We start from the raw sequence: 25304 nt of genomic DNA, 5'->3' as shown, positions 1-25304 counted from the left end.
AAGAGGCTTCCTTCTGGTAGAGGGAGCCTCTCTTTTATGTATCAGCTGATCTTCGTTCCATTGGGCGCTTCTTGATCAGGCGCCAGCAAAATAACGTCGCCTTTTTCCGGCACGCCGCCAAGAACGAGAACTTCCGATTTAAACCCGGCAATCCGCCGCGGCGGAAAATTAACGACTGCCGTCACCTGCCGGCCTATAAGTTTTTCAGGTGTATAACGCTTTGTGATTTGAGCGCTCGAACGTTTGACGCCAATCTCTTCTCCAAAATCGATCTCAAGCTTAATAGCCGGCACTTTCGCTTCAGGAAACTCTTCCGCTTTTAAAATTGTCCCAATCCGAATATCCAGCTCTAAAAAATCTTCGATTGTTGCCATGAATTCAGCTCCTTCGGCCGCTTTCTAGAGGGTGATATTGACATGACTAGAATATCATGTATTTTGGTTCGTTTAAACCCTGGACTTCTGTTGCCACTTTCAGAAGCGAATGGGAAACAGGCCTCTTTTGCCGCCGTTTTAGGACAGCCAACTTTACGGGACCCCCCTTTCATTCATAGATTAAGAGGAAGAATAAACTATAAGAGATGAGGTGGAACTAGGATGTTCGGTTCCTATATGGTTCAAATGGTAAGGTCCAACGCCCATAAACTGGACCGGCCGCTGAGAGAAAGCGTGCTGAAACTCTATAAACCTTTTAAATGGACACCTTGCTTTTTACACGGATTTTTCGAAAAAATATTAATGAAGAACAAAAAAATACCGGTCATTATTGAATTTGAAAAAGACAGCCACCATAAAGGCTATCAATTAGTCAATGAAATGATCGGCAGCAAGAGAAGAAACAAAATCAAGCATCGCTTTTCCAACATTAGCTGCTGCAGCGCGGAAGTCACCCCTTCATCTTTGCAATCGCTTCTATCTCAATGCGGTGACATTCGCAAAATTTATTTAAATCGCAAAGTGAAAGCGCTCCTCGACGTAGCGGTTGAATCAAGCCGTGCCAAAGAGGTGATCAGAAACAACCAGACGCTGACAGGCAAAGGTGTTACAATCGCTGTCATTGATACGGGCATATACCCTCACAAAGATCTTGAAGGCAGGATCAGGGCTTTTCAAGACTTTGTCAACCAAAGGACAGAACCGTATGATGACAATGGCCATGGCACACACTGCGCCGGCGATGCTTGTGGAAACGGAGCTGCCTCATCGGGTCAGTACCGGGGGCCTGCTCCTGAAGCGGAACTTGTCGGTGTAAAAGTATTGGACAAAATGGGATCCGGCACGCTGGAAACTGTCATTCAAGGGATCGATTGGTGCATTCAATTCAATGAGGAAAACCCTGATGATCCGATCGACATTCTTTCAATGTCATTGGGGGCAGATGCGTTACGCTACGAGAATGAGGAAGAAGATCCGGTCGTTAAAGCTGTTCATGCAGCATGGGACGCAGGCATTGTTGTATGTGCGGCAGCCGGAAATTCCGGTCCTGATGCGCAAACGATTGCCAGCCCGGGCGTCAGCAGCAAGATTATTACAGTCGGAGCTTTGGATGACCGGGATACAGTCAGCCGGGAGGATGATGATGTTGCCTCTTATTCAAGCAGAGGGCCGACGATCTACGGTCAAGTTAAACCGGACTTGCTGGGACCGGGCACAAATATTACATCGCTTCGTTCACCTGGATCTTTCCTCGATAAGATGCAAAAAGCAAACAGAGTCGGCACAGATTATATGATATTATCCGGAACCTCGATGGCCACGCCGATCTGCGCAGGCATTGCAGCCCTTATTCTTCAGCAAGCCCCAGGGACAGGACCTGATGAAATCAAACAACTGTTAATAGACGGAACCGATTTATGGAAAGATCGCGATCCAAATGTTTACGGTGCTGGATACATCAATGCAGAACAATCGGTTCCGCAAGATTAAAGACCGTTCGCCCGTTTTAGCATAAAGCGGGCGAATCTTACATAAAAGATTTAAACCGCAGACCTTCTTTTTTCAAGTATGAGCGGTATCGTCAAATACATGGCATACGCGAAGACCATCCAAACCGCAAATCCAATCACCTGGCCCTGTGAAAGCGCCGGGAAGATCAATGAATGATGCCATAAAGAAAATGTGTCGAGAAACAAACCGACTGCCGACCCTACAATGCCAAACTTAACCGCAGCAAACCTCGATTTGTCAACTCGCCGGTAAGCGAGGATCACGGCATATAGTAGGGCAAAAGTTCCGGCTTCAAGAAGCAAAAAGCGGAGCATAAAAGAATCTTGGCCGGGTTCGGCAAGAACCGCACTGCCGAACAGCATAAAAAACACGGTGGCGCCAAGCCAGACAACGAACGAAAAAACAAGAGCCAAACCGAGTTTTTCAGTTAACATCTCCATCTCCCTTTACTCCCCTCCATGCTGTTTTACGGCGGTTTCCGTCAGCATCTGCAGAACCGCCTCTAATTCCCCGTAGACTTTTTCAGAGGAAAATCCCGAAGACATCAGCGACTGAAGAGCAAGACCGTCGATTAGTGCGTTTAAAAGAATGCCCCACGTGCTGAAAGAAACCCCGTCAACAGGAGAACGCTTCCACATCTCGGAAAGCTGTTCTGCCAACACCGCATTTTCCTCTTCGAGAAGTTCTCCAAGCTGCTCGTTTATCTTTTCATTTCGAAAACCTAAAACGGCCAATTCTAAAAAAAGCTGATGGTAATACGCATCTTTTCGTGTTCTTGATTTCGCCGATGACAATCCGTCTTTTATCCTTTCGGCAGCGGGTCTATCATTTGCTTTCAACCGTTCCCACGACGCGCGGCAAAGGTCGCGGACCACTTCAAACACAAGCTGCTCTTTTGTCCGGAAATGATAGTAAACCGTTCCCTGTGTCACCTTTGCTTCTTCAGCAACCGCCTTTAACGTCAGTTTGTCCAGACCCTGTCCGGCAATGCGGCGCTTAGCTGCCTCAATCAACGTTTCTTTTGAAGTCACATTCGGCCTCGCCATTCACTTCACCTCTTAGTTATCTGAATAACTAACTCATTAATTCAACTATAATCTGGAAGGGGTTTCTTGTCAATCGCTCATTCAAGTTAACATAATATTATTATTGTTTCCTATCCGTTTCTGTCATAAGTGTCAGACCTTGAAGAAATTTCAAAATAGCTCCCTGTTCTGCTGTTGAAAACGAATCGAGAAACCTCTGAAACTGTTCCGCTTTTTGCTGATGGAGCTTTTCATGAAGTTCATACACTTGTTTTCCGCTGGGCGTCAGCCTGAAGTAGATCTCTTTTTTATTGTCCGTCAATTGAAACCGTTTAATGAGGCCTTCTTGCAGCAGCTTTGAACTGATTTTTGTAATATTTGCTTTTGATAAATTCATTTTTTTGGCGATGCCTGTATTATTAATCGGTTCATCATCACCGATACAGCTGATGACATGGATGGTCGTCATATTCCCCGGGAGCCGTTTAACATCAGATTCTGCCGCCTGCTTTAAAAATGCCTTGAGATCAGTATCCGCTTTTTGTTCGTTCAGGTGCAGGAGTTTAACATACATATCATAGATCAGCTGTTTTGTCAGTTCAGACATAGTCAATGGACAGTCCCTTCTTTTTATTTTCCGGTTAACAAAATATTTTAATGGTATGTTTTAGGATTTGTCAATGTTATGATAAGGTAAAATCAGATAACAAATGTGTTTTGTTTATCATGAAACAACCTCAAAAAGGAGAATCTCTGATGAATATTGAAGGAATAGAGATGGAAGTTCGTTGCACAGGTGATGTATGTTCAGATGCCCTTGAATTTTTGAGACGCCATAACCACGAAAAAACAGCCGAACATTCGATAAGAGTGAAAAAAGCGGCGGAAGAATTGGCAAAGCGTTTTCATGTTCCTGCACAAAAAGCGGGAATAGCCGGTATTATGCATGACATCAGCGGTGTCATCCCTAATGAAAAAAGAATTGCGGCTGCTGAGGCGCTCGGTATTGATATTCTGCCCGAAGAACGGATATTTCCGATGATTATCCATCAAAAACTGTCGAAAGTGATGGCGCGGGACCTGTTTCAGGTGGCGGATCAAGATATTTTAGATGCAATAGAATGCCATACAACGCTTAAAAAAAGTCCCTCCCAGCTCGACCTTGTCCTGTTTTCAGCGGACAAAATAGAATGGGATCAGACAGGGACTCCGCCTTATATCAAGGAGCTTTGTGAAGCGCTTGAAATTTCTCTGGAGCACGGGGCGTTTGTTTATATTCAGTATTTGTGGAAACAAAAAGATAAACTGAAAGTTGTCCATCCCTGGCTAAAAGATGCCTATTATCACCTGAAAGCAATAATCGAAGCTTGACCCAGGCAAAATGAACTGCGGCTTAGGGTGGGTGACCGCCTTAAGCCGCCATCTTGCCTGACAACACCGTTAGTTGACGCCTTTTGAAGGGTCCCACGATTTCTGCTGTTTTCGGATCGTGACGATTTGTCCCAGATGGTAAGCGTTATGAAGAATGAGAAGGGACAAAATCTCCGCCCAGGTGGAATGCGGATCATGCTGGGCCGGCTCCTTCAGCATCTTCTCTTCGCATGCCGAAAGCGCATCGATCCATTCGTTATAGATCGTATTCAGTTCTTGCCGGCTTTCTTCCCAGCCCAGTCCGCTTTTGTTTACAAACGTATCATCGATCGTATAATCAAAAGCCGGAACGGGAATTCCTTTAAACCACTTTAAATAGCGCTCGTTGTAAAAAATCAAATGGTTGGCAATTTCTAAAATCGAATTTTCCGAACCTTCCCCTTTTTGCCTTGCCTGGCTTTCCGTAAGATCAGCGGAAGCCGTTTGAAAACAAACAAACCAAGTCGTTTCGTTAAAGCATGCTTTAAACTGTTCAAGCAAAATGTTTTTTAGCATAAATACCCTCCAGTTCGATTCGATTTTTGCCTAGCTTTCTTTTGCTATTTTCGCCCTATTGACGGCAGAATCCTTTTTTTCAATATGATATTGAATGTCGAGAAACCGTATGCCGAACAGCCACATGCAGTGATGAGCGCAGAGCCTCTTTCGTCCCTGCTCTTTGATGATAAAGCGTTCGGCAAGCGGCAGTTTAAACGTACCTGTTCCGGTCGAAAGGAAAATGCCTTCATCCCCCCGGTCAGATCGTTTGTCACTGCTCGTCAAAATCAGGCAGCCGTCCTCTGCTTTCGGCTTTAAAATGCCTGTCATATTGGAAAACGGCAATGGCAGTGCAATATTCATATATGTGATGTCATCATGGGTATGAGCAGAATAAAGCGCCACGAACACAGTCTCGCCTTCCTCGTTCGTTCTGACCCAGGCGCGCACATTCTTCCTGCCGTCTTTGGCTGAATCAACACCGATAATCTCGCCCTCCATCGTTTGCCGCCCGGTCTTTGTCCCCAAATGAATTTGCCCTGTCATTTTTGAAATCATCTGATACATGTGCGCAAGCGGCTTAAACCATGGACGCCAGGCGATCTCCGCTGTTAATGAATAATCGGCAGTATGCTCATAGAAATCGAGAATGAGAGGAGAAACCGTCTCAAGCTGAAATCCGTTTCTTTGAAATGCGCTCATATCATCGGCAAGACCTTGGTAAGACGAATCGCTTTGTAATCGGTGCCGTTGTAAAAAATCGGCTCCGATTCTCCATGACCCGTAAATGTTGCTCATCATTTCGCCTTGCCTCCTTTCACAGTCCGGCTCAGGAGATTCAAGACGCCAGCCGGTCAGCGCTGGAATAATGACGCCAAAAGCGTTGACAAGCCCGTGAATCCAAATCATTTCCTGAATTGTAAAAGTCGGCCGGCCGCGATAAACACCGTAAGAGTAAATAAGTGAAAAAGCAATGGTAATCATCAATGTAAAAGACGAAAAGATCACAAAGCGGCGAGCCGCGCTGTTTTTGAAGGCCGCGATCGAGACGAGAAAGCCGCTGCCGTATATGGCCGCCAAATACAGCGCAACGGCGAAGACATCAATGGTTTTCGAAAACGATATGCCGACCGCAATGAAAAGCGGAGACAGCATGATGAGCCATGTCACCGCTGTATAAAAAAGGCCTTTCTTTTTCAGCTTCCTTCCGAGCATTCCATTAAAAATCGGAATGAGAAATGCAGAATAATGAAAATGCACCGCTGTCAGCAGCACGATCAGCGGGCTGAAATCCATGACCTGGAGATTCAGCGTATAAGCAAAAAGCCAACCCCCTCCGAAAGGAAGGTAAAGCAGACCGCTGTCAATCGATGCCTCTTCAAGGCCCTTTCCTCCTCTTTCCCAGAGACGAAGGACGCCGTATAAGGCGATCATCCCCGTATAGCATAGCCAAATCGCTGAAAAAAGCGGGGAATGGAACAACAGGGATAACGAAGCCGCACAAGCCGCATAAGGAAAGCACGCGCTGATCAGCCGAAACATTCCGTTTTCATGCTGAGTAAGATCGAGTGCGGCCGGAACAAAAAATAGCAGCGCTAATAAAAGCAGCGCCTCTGCTGGCGGGATGTCCGGCGCTTTGCCGGCGAAAAAAACCGCATAGCAAAGAACGCTTACAAAAAAGCGGCGGAATTTCATGCCATCTCCTCCTCCCTGTTAAACGTTCCTCTGTAGGCAAACAGCGTTCCGAACAGCGGATTTTTCACATGAACATCAATCGTAAAACAGCCTTTTTCTTCGTCATACGATTCATTCACCCTGGAAATACCGTATAAACACTTTGTAAGGGGCAGCTTTTTACTGAATAAAGGCAGCCATTGTCTGACAGAAGTAATCGACAGTGATCCGTCAGCTTCCGCCTTAAACCGCAGGCTTGAAATTAAGATTGGCGGATGTCCGAAATAGTCGATGATTTCTCCCCGGCTTTCATCATAGATCATGACAGCATCAAAATACCTTTGTTTATCACGAAAAAAGAAAGTCCTGTTCCAAACGGCTGCCGGTGTATCATTTTTCGTCAGCCGAATGTGATTTTCAATCGTGAACGGAATGTTCCTCCCTCTTTCGGGAAAAAAACAGCGGAAGACCGTTCCCGCTTTAAACAACAGCCTGATCCAGTACGAACCGCCGGATATTTCCGTCATCACTCCTTTTCCTCTGAACGCGCTTTCTTGGGTGAGGTGATACCGTTCCTTGAGTTTTGGGTGAAGAAGATGAAAATCCTCGATCACCCGTTCATACATCGAAACCAAATCAACGCCTCTTTCTGATCGTATTACCCGCGTTTGGAATGCCGCAAGCGCTCACATAGCCGACAACGGACAAGATGATAAGCGCGGCATTAAGCACGACCGGGTTAAAAGGTTGGGCAAAAGATGCGAGATCAGCCATTCCTGCAGATACCGAAAGCAGCACAAGCAGGGCGATATGCAAAAGAAACCACTTCCTTTTCCGACCTGGATAAAGCCATAACACGCCGACCATCACCTCGGCCATGCCGATCAGTTTCAGGAGCATTTCGGGATGAAAACGGCCGCCCGTGAAAGTCGAAAGCATGCTGATTTCCTCAGGATGAACCATCATGAGCTTTGGCACAAGCCCCTGGTAAATCCAGACGAAAGAAAACAGCAGACAAACGAGCCAATAGATCAATGTTTTTTGAAAAAGCAGCCTTGGATGGTGTCCTTTTTCAAGCCAGATCTTCAGCGCAGCAAAGCTCCAGGCCGTCGCCCAGCCGATGAGCGGCCTGAATGCCTTATCTGCAAGCCGGCCCAGCCTCCCGTAACGGGTGTCATAATCGTATTGTGTCATAAACGTGATCCCGGTTTCGCTTTCGCTGTATTTCCAATATCCTCGGCCTTCGCGAATGACAGAAAGCGGGTGGTTTGTAGCGAACTTGAGTGACGAGACTCTGTCTCCCGTGTCTTGATATACGTTTCCGACAGACACTCCTGTACCGGAAATTTTTAAACCGAAGCCGATTCTCGTTTCGTATAAAAACCTTTGCGGTTCACCCGGTCTGCGCTTTAAATAGGTAATGTCCGTAAATCGCAAGTCCCATTGCCGATGGAGGGCAGGATCTTGAGTATAGCGCCATAGCCGCTCCATATCTGTCTGGATAGATATTTCTACGTAAATCGGAGTTTTTTTCATTGCGCACGCCCTTTTGTGAATATATTCACAATAACAGCATAACATGGAACACATCATGTGTGAACCAATTTTTGCATATCCAGTCTCTCTTTGCCGACATAAAAAAATCCTCGGCTGTTAGGCCAAGGCAATTAATGGCTGGTTAAGCCTTCTCATACCTATGACTCAAAAAATGGAAGAGCCATACGACAATCATACTAAATTTTCGAAAAAATGTAAACAATTAAGGAAAAATTCCCTTGTTTATTCGGTCTGATAGATAGCGATGCCTTTTAGGAAGGCACGGATTGTCAGATCAAAACTTTCTTCCACATCATAAGGAAGACCGAACGCATCTTGTTGCCTGAGTGTTGCAAATCCATGCATGATGCTTCTCAAGCCTCTGACCGCATGGATCGCGGAGTCATTGTCTAAATGATAGTCTTTCAGAACGGAAAGCACCAAGGCGAGGATTCTGTCTCCTGCTTCGTCAAGCCGTTCATCTTCATCAGGCATTGCAATAAAAGTTGCTTCATAAAGCCCCGGCCTGTTTTTGGCAAAAGTGACATAGGCGTGAGCCATTCTGCTGACAGCCTGATCCTCTTCGGCTCCCTGGACAGCAGAAGCCATGTTTTCATAAAGTATCGTCAAGCCGTAAAGTGCGAGTTCTTTCCGTAAGTCGTTCAATCCTTTTATATGATTGTACAGAGACGGAGATTTGACATTCAGCCTTTTGGAAAGAGAAGCAAGCGTCACTTCATGAATGCCTTCCTCATCAGCCAGAAATGCCGCAGCTTCCAATACTGCTTCTTTATTCAAACCGATTCGTGGAGACACGATTTCTTCATCCTTTCCTGTTCAATTTGATATGTGCTTCGTTCACCGCTTTTGTCATCGCTTGAACCGGATCATGGACAAGATTGCCGTGGCCGGCGGCAAGCGCCTGCGGTTTTAAATCTAACAGCTTTTGCGCGCTTTCTAAAGCGGTTTCTTTGTCCCACGTGGCCAAAGCCGGAAAAGGAAATGAAAGCTTTAAATGCCCTGATACCGTCATGCCGCTTCGCGTATGGTACGCGTCACCGACTATGAGAAGACCGCTTCTTTCATCCAAAAACGAAATGCTGCCAGGCGTATGCCCGGGTGATGAAACAGTCAGCAATGAACCGATCCTGTCTCCTTCCTTTAAAAGGATATCAGGATTTGTCTTGATGTTTTTCGGAACGCCTCCTTTGATTGTTCCGCGCTCCCCTTCCAGCATCTTTGTATCACCTTTTAACAGACGCGCATCCCGTTCAGATATGGACACTTTCACACCGGGAAGGCTGTAGTACAGCGCGTCAAGCGAACCGACATGGTCGCTGTGGGCATGGGTCAGCAAAATCCGTTTAATCGGCTTACGGAGATGATCCGCAGCCTTTAAAATCCCTGTTTTGCTGATCGGAATCCCTGTATCAATTAATGTAAGGCCGTCTTCTTCATCTGCTAAATAACAGTTGACAGGAAATAGGCGCGGAAAAAAAGTCAGCTGGTAGACCGATTCAAATCGGGTAATCCTCATCGCTTTCACCTCTTCGATCAAAATAAAAAACTAATACCGTTAGTTTTCATTTTAAAACTAATGGCATTAGTTTTGCAAGCATTATTTTTTTCGATCGACAGCAACATAGATGGCAACTTGGGCATTTTCGGGATTTTCTGCTTGTTCATCATAAACTTCAAAATCTCCGGTATAAGTACGAAGATTTTTTTCATCCCATGTCCAAATCTCTTGCCAAGTTTCAAACACGACCTCCGCGATCCTCCCCCGCTTTGAAACAAAAACGGCATATTCGGATGCAGGGAGCGAAATGAGATTGGCCGTTTTTTCTTGCTGATCAACGAACGTTCCGATTGAAAATGTATATGTCCCGTGTTCGTCCGTCTCATAATCTGAATAAAGTGCGATCGTGTCTCTCCTAATGTCCTGGCGTTCAGTATGCGGAAATTTTTCGCGATATAAACTCCACATGGAAGGAATTTTACCTTTTTCAGATACTTCATCCCGGTTGCTTGTCACGGTCGATATCCCGCTGAATAACTTTGCCTTCTGTTTTTCGAAATGAGAAAAGCTCATCTTCTCTGCCCGCCTTTCGTTTGCGTATCCGACGCCCACCGTTTTAAATGAGGGAGCGTCCGCTCCATGAGCGATCTCGCTTCGGCCTCGGTTTTTCCCTCTTCTTTTATATAAGGAACACAGATGTCGATCATCTCTTTCAATGTCGCATCCGGATGTGTATATGCTCCGTTTTCATAGCAGTACATACAGTAGTCGCGATTCTTCCCCCCGTCTTTTTCTGTGCCGAAAAGTTCGCTTGTCATCGGCATGCCGCAGCTTTGGCAAATATGATGTTCCATGTTTCATTCCTCCTTTTTCTTCATCATACAAAAAGAAACCTGACAGCATCGTGTCAGGTTTCGTATAAATGTACAATTTGATTAGCCAAATTTTTTATTTTTTGACGGATGCGGGGAGGTGTGAGAACTTCAATATGTGTTCCAAATTGGAGGAGAAATCCGTACAGCCATTGATCTTCCGGATAAGAAACGGTTGCCACGCATTGTCCGTTTTCATAAGTGAGAGCTTCTGAGCCAAACCATTCTCTCGCCAAAGGCTCTCCCGACGGTTTAATGAGAAGGGTCAACTCGGTCATATTGTCCGGTTTGTACCATGATGTTTCCCAAGGAAGTGAAGACAGATCAACTTCCTTTCTTTCAAACTTTTCTTCAAGCATCTGCACGTCTTTCATACGCAACAGTTTAAAGAAGCGAAACGCCTGTCTCTTCAGGCAAAACGCATATAAATACCAGTGCCTTCCCTTTAGGACGAGGGTATGCGGCTCAGCTTTCCTTGTTCCGGTTTGCCCCTCTCTGTTCACGTATGTAAAGGAGACCGCCCGCGTGCTGTCTGCCGCTTCATCCAACAAACGGATCTTTTCTTTGATGACAGGACTTTCTCCCCAGGAAGAGATGTCAACAAACCATTTTTCCGTTTTCTTGCGGAATTCCGGCATTTCTTCTTCGGAAACGAGAAACCGGATTTTTTCAAGGGCAGAACCGTGATGAAGGACTTCATACGTCGAAGAAACGCTTTCCAAAGCCGTAGTAATGGCAGCCAGTTCGTCTGCAGAAAGCAGTTTATTTTCGAGCCGAAACCGCTCCATGATGCTGATCCCGCCTCCCGCTCCCTGTAAGGTAACAATCGGAATGCCCGCCTGGTTGATCGCCTCGATATCCCGGTAAATCGTTCTGACAGAGACTTCGAACATGCCGGCAAGCTCCTTTGCCTGCACTTGGCGTTTATTAATCAATAAAATCACGATGGCCAATAGCCGGTCAATTTTCACCGCAGATCCCTCACATTCATCTTACGCTGTCAATTTTCATTCTAAAGCACACACCATTTTGGAATATCATGACAAAAAAGGGGATCTCATCACCCAATTATTTAGAAAATCACTTTTCCTGTTACGATTTATACAGTTTGGACATATACTCCTTAAAAAAGGAGGTTTTAAAAACATCATATATTATTTTTTACAGTTTTTCGCCATTGTGTCCTTCGTCTATATCAAGTTCAAACGCTCAGTCGGCTATCAGCCTCTAAAGCCGGCACGCATGCTGTTCCGGATCATCCTCTTTTCGGGAATTTTCGTTTTTCTGCTGACGATGAGCGCACTTCACCCTTTATCATACTTCTATGATCTGATTGGGATCGCGCTCGGACTCATCTTGACCGCCTATGCGCTGAAGCATGTGTCAATCGAAAATCGGGACGGCATCCTTTATTTCAGAACGCATTTATGGATTGAATTGATCGTACTTTTGTTATTTTTATACCGGTTTCTTTACCGGATCGCCGAGATCGGCCAGCTCCATACTGCGGTTTCAAACGGGGGTTCAGCAGCGTACGGCGCCCTTTTTGCGCAGGACCCGGCCACGATGATCGGTTTTTTTGTACTGGCCGTTTATTATGTCGGTTTCTCTTTTTTTGTTTTAAAAAAAGGAAGAAACGAAGAAAAACGCTCAGCGTAAAAGGCAAACTCGGGATGTGGAGTTTGCCTTTTCATAAGCTTTAGTCATGCTGTGTATGATCGATCATCTGCTGAAGTACATCGAGGACATGCTGGTCTTCCGGAGAATAAAAAATGGAAGTCCCTGCCCTTCTTGATTTAACGAGACGAAGATTTTTTAAAAACCTGAGCTGGTGCGAAACGGTTGACTGCAGCAGACTCAGCTTCTCTGCTATTTCATTGACCGAATGTTCGCCTTGTGAGAGCAGGTGAAGAATTTTGATTCTCGTAGGGTCTGAGAGCGCTTTAAACGTCTGTGAAACGAGAAATAAAGTTTCTTCATCTAACTCGGCCCGCACCTGTTTTTCTGTTGTTTCCTGATTGTGCTCACTCATGCTTTTCACCTTTTCCGCGCAACTTTTACCTTCATATCATATACCAAAACATACCGGTTGAAAAGTTTTATAGCCAGGGAACAGATCAAGTCGAAAACAGCGTTCCCAGAAGCGCTTCTGCATACCTTGCGGCTGACAGCTGTACACGTTCTCCGGCATGGTTTTCCACAGAGCGGCGAAAAGCGCCGTACAGCCGGTTGAATGGAACATTTTTTAATTGATCAGCTATTTGCTCCACTTTGCCGGCAGGAAGAGGAATCAAATTTGGATAGCTGTACATAAAACTCACCCATCTGCGATCTTGAACGACTTGGATAATGTCTCCTGAAAGGAGGATTCCCTTGCCTCCGTTTCCGTTTGCCCAATGGCAGACCGCTCCCCCTTTAAAATGGCCGCCAAGCCTGTGCAAGGTCAACCCGCTTGACAGCTTGAGGGAATCGCCGGACCAAAACACAATCCGGCTGCTCGGCCGCTGCACCCATTGTTTGTCATCTTCATGAATGTAGATCGAAGCATCAAACATTTCAGCCCATTCCGTTTGTGCAGCATAATAATGCGGATGTGATAAAGCGATCGCCTGGACTCCGCCCATCCGCTCGATATTCTCAATCGTCCGCTGATCCAGGTATGTGATACAATCCCACAGTAAGTTAAAACCGGGCTCCTGTATCAGGTATGCCGATTGACCGATGCCGAATTCGGGGGTTGTCGTCAAACTGTATAATCGCTCTACTTCCAATGCGATTTCGTTTTGAAACCTTCCGCTTTGCTTCATTTCTTCCAGCGTTGTCCAAGCTTGCCCTGAATGATTGACATACTGTCTTTCTTCATTGCAAATAATGCATTCCGCCGGCTCTTTCGGAGCAGCGTCATATAGAACACCGCACGTCGTGCAAATATAGTTAGTCAAAATTGCTCCTCCCCTTTCAAACTATATTTTACCATCTCCTTCACATGTACATGATTTTTTCGCTTCTATATATTTCGCTATCCAGGCTGATCTGTCCGCATCATCCTGAAACGCGAAAAAAGCGTCCGCTGATCCGGACGCTAGCTGCCTTCTTGCTGATACATATGTTCAAGCTGTGAAAATGAAATATCGCCGGCCGCACAATCTACAGCGGCATCGACTACCTGATCAAAGCGATCGGCCGAAGCGCTTTTCTCTTTTAACCGTTGTTCATAGCGTTCGAGCTCTTCCTGCTGTCTTCTTAGATCCTCTTCTTTTCCATCATAATCAGATGCATTCATCGTCTCCATATTTCTTTTGACGGCTTCAACATAGCCTCTCAATATATCCATACCTTCATACTCCTTGCCTTTTTTCAAAGGGTTTGCAACTGTTGCTATTTTTATACGAAAAAAAGAGGTTTTATACAGTTGCTCAAGCGCAAAAAAACAGATAAAATATGTCTTAATTTCTGTATTTTTCACATAAGGGGATTTAGAAGTCATTGAAAAACGAAACTGCGCTTAAACGAAGCCTTACACTCGGCCCGCTCGTTGTGATCGGCCTTGCTTATATGGACCCGCTCGTCGTATTTGATTCATACGGAGTGGTCGCACAACTGACAAAGGGGCACGTTCCGGCGGCATACATATTCACTGTTGCCGCACTCCTTTTGACCGCTTTGAGCTACGGCAGCATGGTCAAAGCCTATCCAAAAGCGGGATCGGTTTATACATATGCATATGAAAGCATTCATCCGCACGCAGGATTTTTAGCCGGCTGGACGATCATGCTAGACTATTTATTTTTGCCGATGGTCAATTTTGCGATCGGCAGCGCTTATTTGACGGCGGCTTTTCCTGAAGTGCCGCATGGCTTTTGGGTCGTTCTGCTCGCTTTATCGATTACCGTTGTCAATATTTTAGGCATTAGACTAACCGCAAATATTACAGGGCTGTTCGTCGCTTTTCAAGTGATCGTCGCCCTGACTTTTGCCGGATTTATGATCGCCGGGCTCGCAGACGGCCTCGGGACGGGCGAGCTGGTTTCAGCCGATCCGTTTTTCCGTTCTGATATCGAGCCTTCCCTGATTGTATCAGGAGCGACGATTTTGTGTTTTTCGTTTCTTGGCTTTGATGCGATTTCCACCATGTCTGAAGAAACGGTCAACCCGAAGAAGAACATTCCGTTAGCCATCTTTTTAACAGTAGCGATCGGCGGAACGCTGTTTACGGCGATTTCTTACTTGATGCAGCAAATCTATCCGTCCTATGATAGCTTCCAGCATGCCGATTCGGCATCGCTGGAAATAGCCCTATATACAGGAGGCGCTTTTTTAAAGTCCTTCTTTTTGGCGGGCACGATGGTCGCTGTCGTTTCATCCTCGCTTTCTTCGCATGCGAGCGCTTCGAGGCTTTTGTATGCGATGGGGCGGGACAGCTCTCTTCCGAAACGCTTTTTCGGCTATGTGCATCCGACTTTAAAGACGCCGGTGTTTAACATTATGTTCATCGGGCTGATTTCATTGACGGCCATGATCGGGGAACTCGAGGTCATCTATTCATTCATCAGTTTCGGCGCGCTGATCGGATTCATTTTTGTCCACCTGTCTGTCATCGGCCATTACTACATTCGAAAACAGGAAAGAGGCTTTTTAAAAACGCTTCGCTATTTGGTTCTGCCCTTTTTGGGGGCCTCTTTCTGCGGCTGGCTGCTGCTTAGCATCAGCAAAAATGCGCTCATGATTGGAGCCGGCTGGCTGATTGCCGGTTTTATATACTTTTTGTTCAGAATCCGTACTCTTCCGAACGTCACATTCGGCTTTGACCGCGATCCAAGATAGAAGGATATCGCTTGGTCTTCTTGAAGATATATGTCATAATAAATGAGGCTGTATACTGTTTTGCATCAGGGCGCTACAGAGGTGAAACCATTGAAGAAAAAGAAATCGGGATGTTTAGCCGGAGCTGGCTGTTTGTCTTTTTTTGTGTTTGTTCCCTTGATCATTTTCTTTGCCATCTCCGGTCTGGAACAATTAAAATGGCTTCCTCTTGACACTGAATCTAACATTCTTGAGAGATTAAAAGATTACAAACCTCTTGTTGAAGAAGAACTCGATGAACAGGATCTTTCACAATACACCGCTCTTTTATTGGGCATGATGTATCAGGAGTCGAAAGGCAGAGGCGGTGATCCGATGCAGTCGTCGGAATCTCTCGGTATGAAGCGAAATGAGATTGACGATCCAAAAGCAAGCATTAAGCAGGGTGTGCGCCACTTTACAGCAATGTATAAAAAGGGACAGAAAAAAGGCGTCGATATTGAAACGATTATCCAAAGCTATAATATGGGATCGGGTTATATCGATTACGTCTCAAAACACGGCGGAAAGCACTCAGAGAAGCTGGCAAAGGCATTTTCCGAGGAACAAGTCAAAAAGAACCCCGATCTGTATAATTGCGGCGGAGATACAAACAATTTCCGCTACCCTTATTGCTACGGGGATTATTCTTACACGGAAAAAGTAATGGAACGCACAAAAAAAGTCGAAGAACATATCGAAGGGTTAACACTTGAACATTGACAAAACGGCAAGCCGGGTGAATTTTCGTCCGGCTTGTCTTGTTTTCGAGGAGCGAACAGAAGCATCGCCTGCAGCCGCATGCCATGCCTGTCATCAGTTCGCGTATTCTCCGTGAACGCTTCGGTCCATCCTTCTACTCCAAAAAACCGCCTTCTTTCAGCATTTCTTTTACTTCCTTTTTTGAGATTAAAAAGTCTTTTGAGCTCAAATGATCAGTTTCTAAAGGCTGACAATCCGCATACTTTTTATGAAGTTCAGGCATTTTGATTGCAGGAAGCACCACCGCGAGGTCATTTGTAAATGAAACAGCATGCTGCCGTTCATGAGGTGAAATCAGCAGTTCATGAAGCTTCTCCCCCGGCCTTGCCCCCGTTTCTGCAATGGACGTTTTTTCGTTTCCGTAAGCTTCGATCAGCACTTCAGCCATGTCTAAAATTCTGCAGGCCGGCGAATTCATAATGAAAATTTCCCCGCCTTGACCGCTTTCAGCCGCTTTTAATAAAAGCCGGATCGTTTTTTCCTTCGTGAGGAAGAAACGGGTCATTCTTTTGTCTGTGATGGAGACCTGGTTCTTTTTCCTGATCTGGTCTTTAAAAAGCTGAAGAACACTTCCGCTGCTTCCGAGCACATTTCCTCCCCTTACACAAATAAAATCCGTGTCTGAATAGAGATGGTTCGCATATACGATCAACTTCTCGCCGATCGCTTTCGTCATTCCGTAAAAGTTGGCAGGGTCAGCCGCTTTGTCAGTCGAGACGTTGATGACTTTTTTAACCCCGTTTTCGATCGCTGCTTCAATAACGTTTTCCGTCCCTGTGACATTCGTTTTTAATGCTTCAAGCGGCTGTTCTTCACAAACCGGCACATGCTTCAGCGCAGCTAAATGAAAGACATAGTCGACACCTTTTAATCCTGTATTCAGCGCTTTCCGATCTCTGATATCCCCGATGAAAAACGTCAGCCTCGGATCTTCAATCTGCCTTCTCATTTGAACTTGTCTTTCTTCATTTCTGGAAAATACAATGAGCTTTTTAGGATTTAAGGATAGCAGCTGAAGAATGAGTTCCTGGCCCCATGAGCCTGTTCCTCCAGTAATGAATATCGTTTTATTTTCAAACATTTCTTTTCCTCCTCTGGTAAACTCCAAAAAAATCCGGTTTAAACGAGAGTGATTCCTTTAAACAACGATGCCCATAGATCATTGTTTGACTCCCATATCTCTTTGTCCGGCAGTTCAACAGTGCAAGTCTTTTCTAATGGCCAATTTTTCTCTACAATCCCATTCACCTTCGAGTGCTTCACCAGAAGAACGCTAAAGTCGTGCTGAACCAAATCTGATAATACAAGTTCAAGTTCCTGTGCTTCTTTAAAGCTGCCTTCTCCTTCTGTCCTGACAAATAGGATGCGTTTACTAGTTGACATTTTTTCTATAAAGCGATCGATTCTTCTATTGTATTTTTCTATTACCTCAGGATAGGTAGCCAAATGGTCGAGCGTATTTTGATTTGCATCAAAATCATGAACAGAGCCAATGTTATAAAAATCATCTGAAACATAGATAGTAGATCCTTCTTCTTTTTTTTTACCGGTATTATATCCGATTACCCTGAGGTTTTTTGGTTCCATAAAGCCGGTAAACCGATTTCGAAGAAGGAGGTTGAGGTCTGTCAAGGAATGAATAGTCACCCAGTCAAGAGGGCCTGAAAACGGTCTTAGGTCATTGTTTTTCAGCTGTATAGCTGTCAAACAAAGATGCCCTAAACTAAACACGGCATTATATTGTCCTTTAATCTCCTTTAAATTCACCTATCTAACACCCCATTGTTCCCGGTTTTGTTCATTAATAGTTATAGTTAAGAATCCGCTGTTTTTTAGTATTGTATGCCGCATTACAAAGAAAGGTAAAAGACAACCACCTACTCCTTTTTAATTTGAATCAGAGAAAAAAGATGGCGGCGTTTTGTTTCCCGTTTTGCTATTAACCTAGCTGTGCGTGAGCCGTCTTGCAAACTCTTTCTGCTTTGTCTTGCTTATATTTTCCCTTGCAGCAGCTGGATCAATGTGTAATAGGGGTCTCCGCGTCCGCCGAAAAGCCAGCAAGAAACAAACGCTTGGCACGATGCAGGATTCTTTTCCAAAATAAAAAGCCTTCGAGTTGCGAAGGCTGACAAGATTTCAGTATTAATTGTTTTCGTTTTCCTCATGTTTCTCTTGAACCGCTCTAAGGACCTCTACCGTTTCAGTTCTCGGGATCGTGTGGTCTTCAGGCAGCGATTCTTTTAGCGTTTCTACAACTGACCGCTCGACACTTTTCGTAGAGCCGGCGGCCGTCCCACTATCAGACAGCGATTCTTTTAGCGTTCCCAAAGACTCTGCCGTTTCGGTGTTGGATAATTGAGCTTCTGAACGCACCGACTCGATAATTTCTTCTAAAACTTGGCGATCCATTCCTTGAGCAGCAGCTCCTAAAATATCTTTTAAAACCTTATTATTGTTTTCTAAAATATTATTGTTTATACTCTCAAAAATAGATTTCAGCTCCGATATTAAAGGCTTCAGACTTTCATCGATGGATTCTTCCGCTGAATCTGAAGAGCTATCCTGCTCCTGCAGAGCCCGCTCCTCGGCAAACTCGACGAGCAGATCCAAATATTTTGCCCACCAGTCGGCATCCATTTCTTTATTCAAGCTGTCAAACAAATGATTAACAATTAAAGATTTCATATGATCTCACTCCTCTTTCCCATTCGTATTTTGATAGATATCAAGAATTCTCGTAACCGCTTGATCCATATCCCAATGTTTCTTAGCAAACTCCTTGGCGTTAATTCCTAATTTATTTCTGAAATCATCGTCTTTCAACAATCGTTCCAAACTGCTTGACAGTGCAGCTGCATCCCCTTTTGGAACGATAAGGCCGGTCTCTTCATGCTCCACCATTTCCGGCAATCCCCCGGCATCACTGACAACTGCAGGAACTCCGGCTATTTGGGCTTCAATTAAAGATAACGGCTGATTATCCAAAAGGCTTGGAAGAACGTATATATCAGCAAGCGACAGCAAATAAGGAACATCCTCCCGGTTTTTCAGAAAGACTACGTCATCAACAAGGCCTAGCTGCTCGCTTTGAATTTTGAGTCCAGCCAGCTTCTCCCCTTCTCCTGCCATCCAGCAAACCCAGTCATTGCGGGTGTCCTTTAATTGGGAGAGTGCTTCGATTAGGTAATGGATGCCTTTATTCCCGATCATTCTGCTGGTAAAAAGGATCACTTTCTTGTCTGTCTCAGGCGTATCGGCAGTCTTTGTGTTCATCCGCGCAAGGAATCCGTCAATATCATAGCCGTACTGGGAAACGTGAATCTTTCCGTCTGGTACCGCAAATTCTTCTGTCAAAATGTCTTTCAACCAATTGTTTGCAACAATCACTGTTTCTGCAGACATCGCCCCCGTATGTTCAAGGTGGTCAAAATATTCCTTGGCAATATAGGAGGTCGGTGATCTGTGAATATTGTTGAGCTGATCTCTGATTTCATATGTGACACTGCCGTGAATTGACGTGACAAGCACCTTATCTTTCGGCATAATACGCTTGATGCACGCACTTGATATGACATCCTGCGCGTGAATAATATCATATTTGTCAAGCCCCAAATAGGCAGCGCCCAGCTCATAGGCATTCCGCTGAAGCTCAGTATAGCTGACCAATTGATTTGCGTATATTTCCGGAAAATCCTCTTCGCTCATCATTGCTTTCACTAATGGAAGCAGCTGATCTTTCGCGATACTCCGGTTTTCATTTACAATATGAATGATGCTGTTCTCTTCTCCGTATCCGAGCAAATCTACTTCATGTCCTAATGACTCCAGCTTTTCTTTTAATTGGACCATATATGTCCATACACCACCTACATGGGGTATGCTCCAATAAGTGGCAAGCAAAATTTTCATATCCATCTCCCTTTTTCATTTCTATAAAAAGCTCTAATTATTTATATTCCTATTTCCATATCTTGTGTAGACGATCATCTATTTCAGGATATATTTTTGTACCAGAGGAAAATCGCTTTTAAAAGAGAAGAATGTTGCGAGAACAAAAAAAAGCCGGATTCTCCGGCTTTTAATAGTATGGGGAAATCATCATATAGACGAGAACACCTGTCAGGCTGACATACAGCCAAAGCGGCATCGTCCAGCGGGCGATTTTGCGGTGGCGTTCCACCTGCATGCTCAGGCCTCTGAACAACGTAAACAAGGCCAAGGGAACGATTAAAGCGGACAAGACAATGTGTGTGATCAAAATAAAATAGTAGATCGGTCTTATAATCCCTTCCCCGCCAAAATGAGTGTCAGGCATTAATGAATGGTAAGTTAAGTATGAAACAAGAAAGATGAACGTTGTCGTAAAAGCGGCAAAAATAAACCGCTTGTGCGCCTTAATGTTTTTCTGTTTAATCATGATCAGTGCAGCCACTAAGAAAATGAATGTGAAGCTGTTGCAGACTGCGTTCAAAAGCGGCAGAAAAGTCAAATCCAAATGAGCGAATTTGTCGCTTTTCGGCATGAAAAACAAGAGGGCAATGACACCGTTTATGATAATCGTCAGAGCAACAACAATGCCTGTATAGTTTTTATTTTTTTGTGTATGTGTCATATCGGGCAATCTCTCCTATTTGTGCAAGCTATCAAAATCGTATTCAAATTCAGGAGGAATGTCAACGTTTTCGGCTTTTCGTCAGAATTTAGTCACAGAATATACAAAAATTCCCCTCCTCTAGAACGAGGAAGGGAACCAAGGCGGATGCCTTAGAAATTCATAGCATCTTTAGCCATTAATTTTTCGAATTCTTCTTCAGTTACGATATCTTCTTTATTCGGTTTATGCTCAAACTTTACGTCACCATCGATATTTTTGTAAGTTGTAGATGCCGTGATGCCTAAAGATTGAGGTGCTTTTTTGCTGTCAACAGACAAAGAGATATCCGCATTTTCAGTCAGAAGATTTTCTTTGTCATCGATTGTTGATGTCACATCGAACTTTTTGAATGTGACGTCTTTCAGTCCGTCTTTAATCTTGTTCAGCTCGCTCTTCGGAACAGCTTCTCCGCTCGCTTTTCCGGCGATTTCGATGAACTTGACGACCGCAGCTTTAATTTCTTTGTCACTAAAGCTGAAAGCGACTTTTTGAGCAGCACCCTGCTCTTTTTCTTTATCTGTCAGATCCGCTTTTTCAAACTTATCTGCAGGCAGATTGTCTGCAGCTTCTTTGATGGATTCCATCAATTGTTTTTGAAGTTCATCCGTGTCTTGAGATGAAGTTTTGTCATCTTCAAGCGGGAATTCAAGGTACTTGCCTTTGACGCTGTCAAAATTCATGCCGGCTGTTCCAAGGAAGAAGCCGAAGCTGTCAAGAACGCTGTCAATTTTGATGTAGCCGACTTGTTTCTTTTCGTCCATATAAACCGGAATATCGAAATCAAGCGACATGTTTTGGACTTTCAGCTTCGCTTTAATCACAGCCTCAGACTGTTTCGTTTCAGCATTCGTTTTTCCGCTGATCGTTAATGTTGCATCGTTCAGCATATCAGCAACTTGCTTATCTTCCGCTCCAAGGTTGGATGCGTCAACTTTCAAGCCGATATCACTTGAAAATTCGTATGATTTCGCAGAAATCAGCTTTTTATAAGCCGTTGCGTAAGATCCTTTTGGATCAGCCTGCTGACATGCAGCTAATACAAGAACAAAAGCTGACATCAGCATCAATAGAGAAAAAATTCTTTTCTTCAAAATCGTACGCTCCTTTTGTCATGGTTTTTCTGGGATTAGGAGGATCCATTGTCTCGTATCCTAGGTAAATATACCAGAAGTCATATGAATTCTATCACAAAAAAATCGTAGAATGTGAAATTTTTGTTTAAAATTACATTAAAATTTAATTCTAGCAACCCATTTGCAAATTGCCGTTCTTTTTACTATAATCGAAAACTGTATGTTTTAATGGAAAGGAGCAAGTTTTATGATAACGGATGAAGAACTGCAAAAAGACAGCTCCGGCTTGCAGAAGGAATTGAACGAATTGCAATTTCAACTGTTTCGGATGCGTGAAAATATGAAGGATATCTCCAAAGATTCGCGAGTGCTCGGTATTGATCAATCGAAAGACGATGAATGGATGATTGTCCATTCGATTGATGATGGCCGGACATGCAAGATTATGTTAAGCGATTGCCAGTCGCCGTACCGCGGAAGATGTGATTTTTCTCTTGTCGCTTCCTACAAAGAAGAAAAATGCGCGATCCATATCGGGGATATTAAAGGGCCGGCAGGCTACGGTTATGGTTCCATCTGCATGAAATATTTAAAAGAAAAAGCCCGCGAGCACAACATACCGGTCATCACGGGGGACATTGCTGAAAGGGATTGGGACCATGTGGACCGGCTAATCCATTTTTATGAAAAGCATCATTTTGAAGTAACGATCGACCCCGGTTTAAAATCCGGTGAAATTCAGTGGCAGGATCTTTAAAAGTATGGTGAAATAGATAGAAACAATGAAAGGTGTGCCCGTTCATGTTTCCAGAAAAACTACAGCCCGGTGACGAAATCAGGGTGATTGCCCCATCGAGAAGCCTGTCACTTCTCAACACCGATAAGATCGAAAAAGCGAGAACGGTTTTAAACAATCTCGGATTTCGAATCTCTTTTTCCGCACATGCTAATGAAATTGATGAATGTTCTTCCTCCAGCATTCAATCGAGAGTAAGCGATCTCCATGATTCCTTTTCCGATCAACGCGTCAAAGGAATACTCACTGTGCTCGGCGGGTATAACAGCAATCAGCTGTTATCACATTTGAATTATGAACTCATAAAAGCCAACCCAAAAGTGTTCTGCGGCTTTTCAGATATTACCGCTCTTTCAGCGGCGATCTATGCAAAAACCGGGCTTGTCACCTATTCGGGACCTCATTTTTCAAGCTTTTCAATGGGGTATGGACTAAACTATATGACAGATTACTTTTTGAAGTGCTGTTGCGCAAGCGGTGTCTACGATGTTGAACCATCATCGATGTGGTGTGAAGAAATCGAAACTGAAGAATGTCCCAAACAAAACAGCGGCCCTGTTGTGATCAACGAAGGCTCAGCAGACGGAAAGATCATAGGAGGGAATTTGTGCACATTGAACCTATTGCAAGGTACGGAATATTTCCCTGACATCAAGAACGCCGTATTGTTTCTTGAGGATGATTGGGAATCGCCGGCAGCGTTTTTTGACCGCGATCTGCAGTCCTTGCTTCATCTGCCCGATTTTTCCGGTGTCAAAGCCGTTCTCATTGGTCGTTTTCAGACAGCATCAGCCGTAACGCTTGAGCGCCTTAAACAAATTGTGCAAACAAAAAAAGAGCTTTCTCAAATACCCGTTATCGCAAATATAGATTTCGGCCATACAACCCCTTTCTTTACATTTCCGATTGGCGGACGGTGCCGGATCGACGCACAGAAAGAACATGTATCACTTTGTATCACAAAACATTAAGGCAGAGGGTGAACACATCCTCTGCCTTTTTTTATTTGGCAAGACCCCAAGGCGAAAATAACAGATAAATGCAGGCCATCAGACAAATCACAAGAATAGAAGCAAGTTTGGCATGCTTCCATGGCCGCAAGTCAACCTTTGCATTTTTCTCAAGCTTGAATTCTGACGGCCTTGGCTTCAATTTTCCGATGAAAAGCATCAAGAGGACGGAAAACGGAAACAAAACGGCCAATATATAGAGAAAATGAATATGGCCAAAATAGATTTTTGAGATGGTATACAAAACAATGTGTGCGAATATCGCCCATTTCACGGCAAGCGCCGGCACTTTTTTCGTAAAGAATCCAACAACGACGGCAGCCAATACAGGGACATTGAAAAATCCGAACATTTCCTGCAAATAATTGTAAAGTCCGGACGGCGCAAACAGAATAAAAGGCGCGATGATAATCGACACCGCGGCAAGGATCACCACAAAGATCCTTCCCGTTTTCACAAGCTCTTCTTCTTTTGCCTCAGGCTTGAAGATCGGTTTGTACAAATCCAATGTAAACAACGTGATCGTGCTGTTCAGCGAACCGTTAAACGAGCTGAGAATCGCTCCGAATAAAATCGCGGCAAAGACACCGATAAGTGCAGTCGGCAGCAAATCAACGATCAGCTTAGGGTAAACGGTGTCAGCATTTTCAATATGACCTCCGTAAAGATGGTAAGCAATAACCCCGGGAAGAACGAGATAAAACACACCGATTGTCTTAAATACACCGGCCAGCAACGCGCCTTTCTGCCCTTCAGCCAAGTTTTTCGCCCCGAGCGCCCGCTGAACGATCGACTGATTAACAGCCCAATAAAATAAGTTGTTCACAAGCAGTCCCGTAAAAATCGTCGGCCACGGGACTTCTGCAGCGTTGTCGGCTGTAATGGCATTCAGCTTTTCCTTATGTACACTCGTCAGCTCAGTATAGCCGTTTAAGAGACTGCCGTCGCCGATTGCCATGATTCCAAGCACAAAAATAAACAGACCGCCAAGAATTAAACCGGCGCCATAAATGGCATCAGCCGATGCCGCAGCTTTTAGTCCCCCAAAAAATATGTAGCAGCAGCTTGCGGCCCCGATCACAAGCGAGATGAAAAAAACAGTCGCAAACGTACTGATTCCAAGCGCAGAGGAAATATTAAACACTTGATCGAGAACGAGCGCCCCGGAGTACAATACGGTTGGCAGAAACGAGGTCGCATATCCCAGAAGCAGGAGAATCGAGACGATTTGCCGCGTTCTTTGATCATAGCGTTTTTCAAGAAAGTCAGGTATCGTCGTAACCCCAGAACTGAGATACCTCGGTAAAAAAACGAATGCCAGCATAATGAGCGCAAGCGGTGCTGTAACCTCCCAAGCCATCGCACTCATCGTTCCCGAATAGCTTTGACCGTTTAACCCTACCATTTGTTCTGTTGACAAATTGGTTAAAAGCAGCGAACTTCCAATATAGAGAGCAGTGAGACTGCGCCCGCCGAGAAAATAACCGTCTGACGTCTTCAAATTAATATCTTTTGTCCTCAGATAAGAAAAAATAAAAATCCCTGCATTAATCAATAAAAATGTCATGATAATCCACAGCAATACTCTTACATCTCCTTTTCTAAATCAGCTGATATGTACATATCTATTGAACTACCCATTTGCCAATCTAAAAAAACATCTAAATCGAAAAAAAGATGCAGAAAA

The 25304-nt window shown here is 44.5% G+C and carries 30 protein-coding genes; 7 read left to right on the top strand and 23 right to left on the bottom strand.

What is annotated here, in order from left to right; genetic code table 11:
- Nucleotides 1-41: 41 nt before the first annotated feature.
- Nucleotides 42-374: a chaperone CsaA gene (gene csaA, locus M1E06_RS10745; protein ID WP_020451742.1), complete on the bottom strand. Its 333-nt coding sequence runs from the start codon at nt 372-374 to the stop codon at nt 42-44.
- A 222-nt stretch (nt 375-596) separates the two neighbouring features.
- Here csaA and M1E06_RS10740 point away from each other — a divergent pair, with 222 nt between their 5' ends.
- The gene (locus tag M1E06_RS10740) at nt 597-1925 is read left to right on the top strand and encodes a S8 family peptidase (protein WP_023855720.1); all 1329 of its coding nucleotides are present in this window, start codon (nt 597-599) and stop codon (nt 1923-1925) included.
- A gap of 50 nt (nt 1926-1975) precedes the next feature.
- Here M1E06_RS10740 and M1E06_RS10735 read toward each other — a convergent pair whose 3' ends face one another.
- The 3 genes from M1E06_RS10735 to M1E06_RS10725 form a co-directional block, all read right to left on the bottom strand.
- A complete protein-coding gene (locus M1E06_RS10735) occupies nt 1976-2386 on the bottom strand; it encodes a DUF5367 family protein (RefSeq protein ID WP_020451744.1) in 411 nt (136 codons plus the stop codon).
- 6 nt (nt 2387-2392) lie between these two features.
- Nucleotides 2393-2992 carry a TetR/AcrR family transcriptional regulator gene (locus M1E06_RS10730; protein WP_020451745.1) on the bottom strand — a complete coding sequence of 200 codons (600 nt, stop codon included), beginning with the start codon at nt 2990-2992 and terminating at the stop codon, nt 2393-2395.
- Nucleotides 2993-3092: 100 nt separating this feature from the next.
- Nucleotides 3093-3578 carry a MarR family transcriptional regulator gene (locus M1E06_RS10725; protein ID WP_041817221.1) on the bottom strand — a complete coding sequence of 162 codons (486 nt, stop codon included), beginning with the start codon at nt 3576-3578 and terminating at the stop codon, nt 3093-3095.
- 149 nt (nt 3579-3727) lie between these two features.
- Here M1E06_RS10725 and yqeK point away from each other — a divergent pair, with 149 nt between their 5' ends.
- Nucleotides 3728-4342 carry a bis(5'-nucleosyl)-tetraphosphatase (symmetrical) YqeK gene (gene yqeK, locus M1E06_RS10720; protein WP_020451747.1) on the top strand — a complete coding sequence of 205 codons (615 nt, stop codon included), beginning with the start codon at nt 3728-3730 and terminating at the stop codon, nt 4340-4342.
- Between the two features lie 69 nt (nt 4343-4411).
- Here the strand turns inward: yqeK and M1E06_RS10715 are convergent, their stop codons facing one another.
- The 9 genes from M1E06_RS10715 to M1E06_RS10675 form a co-directional block, all read right to left on the bottom strand.
- Nucleotides 4412-4897: a DinB family protein gene (locus M1E06_RS10715; protein WP_020451748.1), complete on the bottom strand. Its 486-nt coding sequence runs from the start codon at nt 4895-4897 to the stop codon at nt 4412-4414.
- Nucleotides 4898-4927: 30 nt separating this feature from the next.
- Entirely contained in the window at nt 4928-6574 is a 1647-nt protein-coding gene (locus tag M1E06_RS10710) for a YndJ family protein (protein WP_020451749.1), read from the bottom strand.
- Nucleotides 6571-7188, bottom strand: a complete 618-nt coding sequence (locus M1E06_RS10705; RefSeq protein WP_026579579.1) for a DUF4166 domain-containing protein — start codon at nt 7186-7188, stop codon at nt 6571-6573. The genes M1E06_RS10710 and M1E06_RS10705 overlap by 4 nt, the downstream gene beginning before the upstream one ends.
- 1 nt (nt 7189) lies before the next feature.
- Nucleotides 7190-8089: a DoxX-like family protein gene (locus M1E06_RS10700; RefSeq protein ID WP_020451751.1), complete on the bottom strand. Its 900-nt coding sequence runs from the start codon at nt 8087-8089 to the stop codon at nt 7190-7192.
- Nucleotides 8090-8332: 243 nt separating this feature from the next.
- On the bottom strand, nt 8333-8905 hold the full coding sequence (locus M1E06_RS10695; protein WP_020451752.1) for a TetR/AcrR family transcriptional regulator: 573 nt from the start codon (nt 8903-8905) through the stop codon (nt 8333-8335).
- A gap of 7 nt (nt 8906-8912) precedes the next feature.
- Nucleotides 8913-9626: an MBL fold metallo-hydrolase gene (locus M1E06_RS10690; protein WP_020451753.1), complete on the bottom strand. Its 714-nt coding sequence runs from the start codon at nt 9624-9626 to the stop codon at nt 8913-8915.
- Between the two features lie 81 nt (nt 9627-9707).
- Nucleotides 9708-10181, bottom strand: coding sequence for a GyrI-like domain-containing protein (locus M1E06_RS10685; RefSeq protein WP_041817222.1), 474 nt, complete (start codon nt 10179-10181; stop codon nt 9708-9710).
- Nucleotides 10178-10462 (bottom strand): zinc ribbon domain-containing protein, encoded by a 285-nt coding sequence (locus tag M1E06_RS10680; RefSeq protein ID WP_020451755.1) that lies wholly within the window; start codon nt 10460-10462, stop codon nt 10178-10180. Before M1E06_RS10680 ends, M1E06_RS10685 begins: the two co-directional genes overlap by 4 nt.
- Nucleotides 10463-10515: 53 nt before the next feature.
- Complete coding sequence (locus M1E06_RS10675; protein ID WP_145654376.1) at nt 10516-11451, bottom strand: helix-turn-helix transcriptional regulator; 936 nt, start codon at nt 11449-11451, stop codon at nt 10516-10518.
- Between the two features lie 208 nt (nt 11452-11659).
- Between M1E06_RS10675 and M1E06_RS10670 the strand changes: the two genes are divergently transcribed.
- Nucleotides 11660-12139: a sporulation protein gene (locus tag M1E06_RS10670; protein WP_229129024.1), complete on the top strand. Its 480-nt coding sequence runs from the start codon at nt 11660-11662 to the stop codon at nt 12137-12139.
- Nucleotides 12140-12179: 40 nt separating this feature from the next.
- Here the strand turns inward: M1E06_RS10670 and czrA are convergent, their stop codons facing one another.
- The 3 genes from czrA to M1E06_RS10655 form a co-directional block, all read right to left on the bottom strand.
- Nucleotides 12180-12512 (bottom strand): Zn(II)-responsive metalloregulatory transcriptional repressor CzrA, encoded by a 333-nt coding sequence (czrA, locus tag M1E06_RS10665; RefSeq protein ID WP_003182557.1) that lies wholly within the window; start codon nt 12510-12512, stop codon nt 12180-12182.
- Between the two features lie 85 nt (nt 12513-12597).
- Nucleotides 12598-13422: an MBL fold metallo-hydrolase gene (locus tag M1E06_RS10660; protein ID WP_216904501.1), complete on the bottom strand. Its 825-nt coding sequence runs from the start codon at nt 13420-13422 to the stop codon at nt 12598-12600.
- Nucleotides 13423-13562: 140 nt separating this feature from the next.
- Complete coding sequence (locus M1E06_RS10655; protein ID WP_023855704.1) at nt 13563-13814, bottom strand: YnfE family protein; 252 nt, start codon at nt 13812-13814, stop codon at nt 13563-13565.
- Nucleotides 13815-13966: 152 nt separating this feature from the next.
- Here M1E06_RS10655 and M1E06_RS10650 point away from each other — a divergent pair, with 152 nt between their 5' ends.
- Entirely contained in the window at nt 13967-15304 is a 1338-nt protein-coding gene (locus M1E06_RS10650; RefSeq protein WP_023855703.1) for an APC family permease, read from the top strand.
- A gap of 90 nt (nt 15305-15394) precedes the next feature.
- Nucleotides 15395-16045, top strand: coding sequence for a lysozyme family protein (locus tag M1E06_RS10645; RefSeq protein ID WP_023855702.1), 651 nt, complete (start codon nt 15395-15397; stop codon nt 16043-16045).
- A gap of 133 nt (nt 16046-16178) precedes the next feature.
- On the opposite strand, the gene M1E06_RS10640 is transcribed toward M1E06_RS10645, so the two are convergent.
- The 6 genes from M1E06_RS10640 to M1E06_RS10615 all read right to left on the bottom strand — a co-directional run bounded on the left by M1E06_RS10640 (nt 16179) and on the right by M1E06_RS10615 (nt 21829).
- A complete protein-coding gene (locus M1E06_RS10640; protein WP_020451761.1) occupies nt 16179-17165 on the bottom strand; it encodes a polysaccharide biosynthesis protein in 987 nt (328 codons plus the stop codon).
- Between the two features lie 38 nt (nt 17166-17203).
- Entirely contained in the window at nt 17204-17851 is a 648-nt protein-coding gene (locus M1E06_RS10635; protein ID WP_025811320.1) for a DUF1796 family putative cysteine peptidase, read from the bottom strand.
- Between the two features lie 375 nt (nt 17852-18226).
- Complete coding sequence (locus M1E06_RS10630; protein ID WP_020451763.1) at nt 18227-18769, bottom strand: hypothetical protein; 543 nt, start codon at nt 18767-18769, stop codon at nt 18227-18229.
- 6 nt (nt 18770-18775) lie between these two features.
- The gene (locus M1E06_RS10625) at nt 18776-19993 is read right to left on the bottom strand and encodes a glycosyltransferase family 4 protein (protein WP_020451764.1); all 1218 of its coding nucleotides are present in this window, start codon (nt 19991-19993) and stop codon (nt 18776-18778) included.
- A gap of 169 nt (nt 19994-20162) precedes the next feature.
- Entirely contained in the window at nt 20163-20696 is a 534-nt protein-coding gene (locus M1E06_RS10620) for a DUF420 domain-containing protein (RefSeq protein WP_020451765.1), read from the bottom strand.
- A gap of 152 nt (nt 20697-20848) precedes the next feature.
- Entirely contained in the window at nt 20849-21829 is a 981-nt protein-coding gene (locus M1E06_RS10615) for a hypothetical protein (protein ID WP_020451766.1), read from the bottom strand.
- Nucleotides 21830-22058: 229 nt separating this feature from the next.
- Here M1E06_RS10615 and M1E06_RS10610 point away from each other — a divergent pair, with 229 nt between their 5' ends.
- Together M1E06_RS10610 and M1E06_RS10605 are read left to right on the top strand one after the other, a co-directional pair.
- Entirely contained in the window at nt 22059-22568 is a 510-nt protein-coding gene (locus M1E06_RS10610) for a GNAT family protein (RefSeq protein ID WP_023855698.1), read from the top strand.
- Nucleotides 22569-22612: 44 nt separating this feature from the next.
- Complete coding sequence (locus tag M1E06_RS10605) at nt 22613-23578, top strand: S66 family peptidase (RefSeq protein WP_023855697.1); 966 nt, start codon at nt 22613-22615, stop codon at nt 23576-23578.
- Nucleotides 23579-23609: 31 nt separating this feature from the next.
- Here the strand turns inward: M1E06_RS10605 and M1E06_RS10600 are convergent, their stop codons facing one another.
- A complete protein-coding gene (locus M1E06_RS10600) occupies nt 23610-25199 on the bottom strand; it encodes a solute:sodium symporter family transporter (protein ID WP_020451769.1) in 1590 nt (529 codons plus the stop codon).
- Nucleotides 25200-25304: the final 105 nt, after the last annotated feature.

The organism is Bacillus sp. AK124 (genome assembly GCF_053903085.1).
The sequence above is the reverse complement of the archived record's forward strand: the minus strand, read 5'-3'. Positions and strand labels throughout refer to the sequence as shown.

Excerpts from the sequence above, each read along its gene's own strand:
- M1E06_RS10730 (WP_020451745.1), bottom strand. The coding sequence starts at position 2,992 with ATGGCGAGGCCGAATGTGACTTCAAAAGAAACGTTGATTGAGGCAGCT.
- M1E06_RS10655 (WP_023855704.1), bottom strand. The coding sequence starts at position 13,814 with ATGGATATATTGAGAGGCTATGTTGAAGCCGTCAAAAGAAATATGGAG.
- M1E06_RS10605 (WP_023855697.1), top strand. The coding sequence starts at position 22,613 with ATGTTTCCAGAAAAACTACAGCCCGGTGACGAAATCAGGGTGATTGCC.
- czrA (WP_003182557.1), bottom strand. The coding sequence starts at position 12,512 with ATGAGTGAGCACAATCAGGAAACAACAGAAAAACAGGTGCGGGCCGAG.
- yqeK (WP_020451747.1), top strand. The coding sequence starts at position 3,728 with ATGAATATTGAAGGAATAGAGATGGAAGTTCGTTGCACAGGTGATGTA.
- M1E06_RS10620 (WP_020451765.1), bottom strand. The coding sequence starts at position 20,696 with ATGACACATACACAAAAAAATAAAAACTATACAGGCATTGTTGTTGCT.
- M1E06_RS10680 (WP_020451755.1), bottom strand. The coding sequence starts at position 10,462 with ATGGAACATCATATTTGCCAAAGCTGCGGCATGCCGATGACAAGCGAA.
- M1E06_RS10740 (WP_023855720.1), top strand. The coding sequence starts at position 597 with ATGTTCGGTTCCTATATGGTTCAAATGGTAAGGTCCAACGCCCATAAA.
- M1E06_RS10715 (WP_020451748.1), bottom strand. The coding sequence starts at position 4,897 with ATGCTAAAAAACATTTTGCTTGAACAGTTTAAAGCATGCTTTAACGAA.
- M1E06_RS10690 (WP_020451753.1), bottom strand. The coding sequence starts at position 9,626 with ATGAGGATTACCCGATTTGAATCGGTCTACCAGCTGACTTTTTTTCCG.
- csaA (WP_020451742.1), bottom strand. The coding sequence starts at position 374 with ATGGCAACAATCGAAGATTTTTTAGAGCTGGATATTCGGATTGGGACA.
- M1E06_RS10685 (WP_041817222.1), bottom strand. The coding sequence starts at position 10,181 with ATGAGCTTTTCTCATTTCGAAAAACAGAAGGCAAAGTTATTCAGCGGG.
- M1E06_RS10630 (WP_020451763.1), bottom strand. The coding sequence starts at position 18,769 with ATGAAATCTTTAATTGTTAATCATTTGTTTGACAGCTTGAATAAAGAA.
- M1E06_RS10700 (WP_020451751.1), bottom strand. The coding sequence starts at position 8,089 with ATGAAAAAAACTCCGATTTACGTAGAAATATCTATCCAGACAGATATG.
- M1E06_RS10640 (WP_020451761.1), bottom strand. The coding sequence starts at position 17,165 with ATGTTTGAAAATAAAACGATATTCATTACTGGAGGAACAGGCTCATGG.
- M1E06_RS10625 (WP_020451764.1), bottom strand. The coding sequence starts at position 19,993 with ATGAAAATTTTGCTTGCCACTTATTGGAGCATACCCCATGTAGGTGGT.
- M1E06_RS10735 (WP_020451744.1), bottom strand. The coding sequence starts at position 2,386 with ATGGAGATGTTAACTGAAAAACTCGGTTTGGCTCTTGTTTTTTCGTTC.
- M1E06_RS10610 (WP_023855698.1), top strand. The coding sequence starts at position 22,059 with ATGATAACGGATGAAGAACTGCAAAAAGACAGCTCCGGCTTGCAGAAG.
- M1E06_RS10710 (WP_020451749.1), bottom strand. The coding sequence starts at position 6,574 with ATGAAATTCCGCCGCTTTTTTGTAAGCGTTCTTTGCTATGCGGTTTTT.
- M1E06_RS10725 (WP_041817221.1), bottom strand. The coding sequence starts at position 3,578 with ATGTCTGAACTGACAAAACAGCTGATCTATGATATGTATGTTAAACTC.